Origin of the sequence: Ewingella americana ATCC 33852, assembly GCF_000735345.1 — a bacterium.
GTDB lineage: Bacteria > Pseudomonadota > Gammaproteobacteria > Enterobacterales > Enterobacteriaceae > Ewingella > Ewingella americana.
In genome coordinates, this window is record NZ_JMPJ01000005.1 from 1 (window position 1) to 253 (window position 253).

Here is a 253-nt window from a genome sequence, read left to right on the forward strand (position 1 = left end):
TTTTGGTTTTTTTCTATAATGAAAACGAAGAATTGGTAAATGATGAAATACAAAATCCCGGCAATCAGGTAGATATTCATTCCCAACATGGTGGAGGCGGTTAAGGCTTTGGCCTGCCCCAGAATTTCCGTTATCCCTACGGTGTAGGCAAAAGGGGTATTTTTCAGGATTGAGGTCAGTTCATTCATCACGCCAGGAATTGAAAAACGCAGCATTTGTGGGAATTCGATATACAGAATGATTTGTAAATCAC

Annotated in this window: 1 pseudogene; it reads right to left on the reverse strand. The window is 39.9% G+C overall.

From position 1 onward, the window contains the following. Window positions 1-253: pseudogene (locus GEAM_RS23240) on the reverse strand (amino acid ABC transporter permease); the annotation flags it as partial.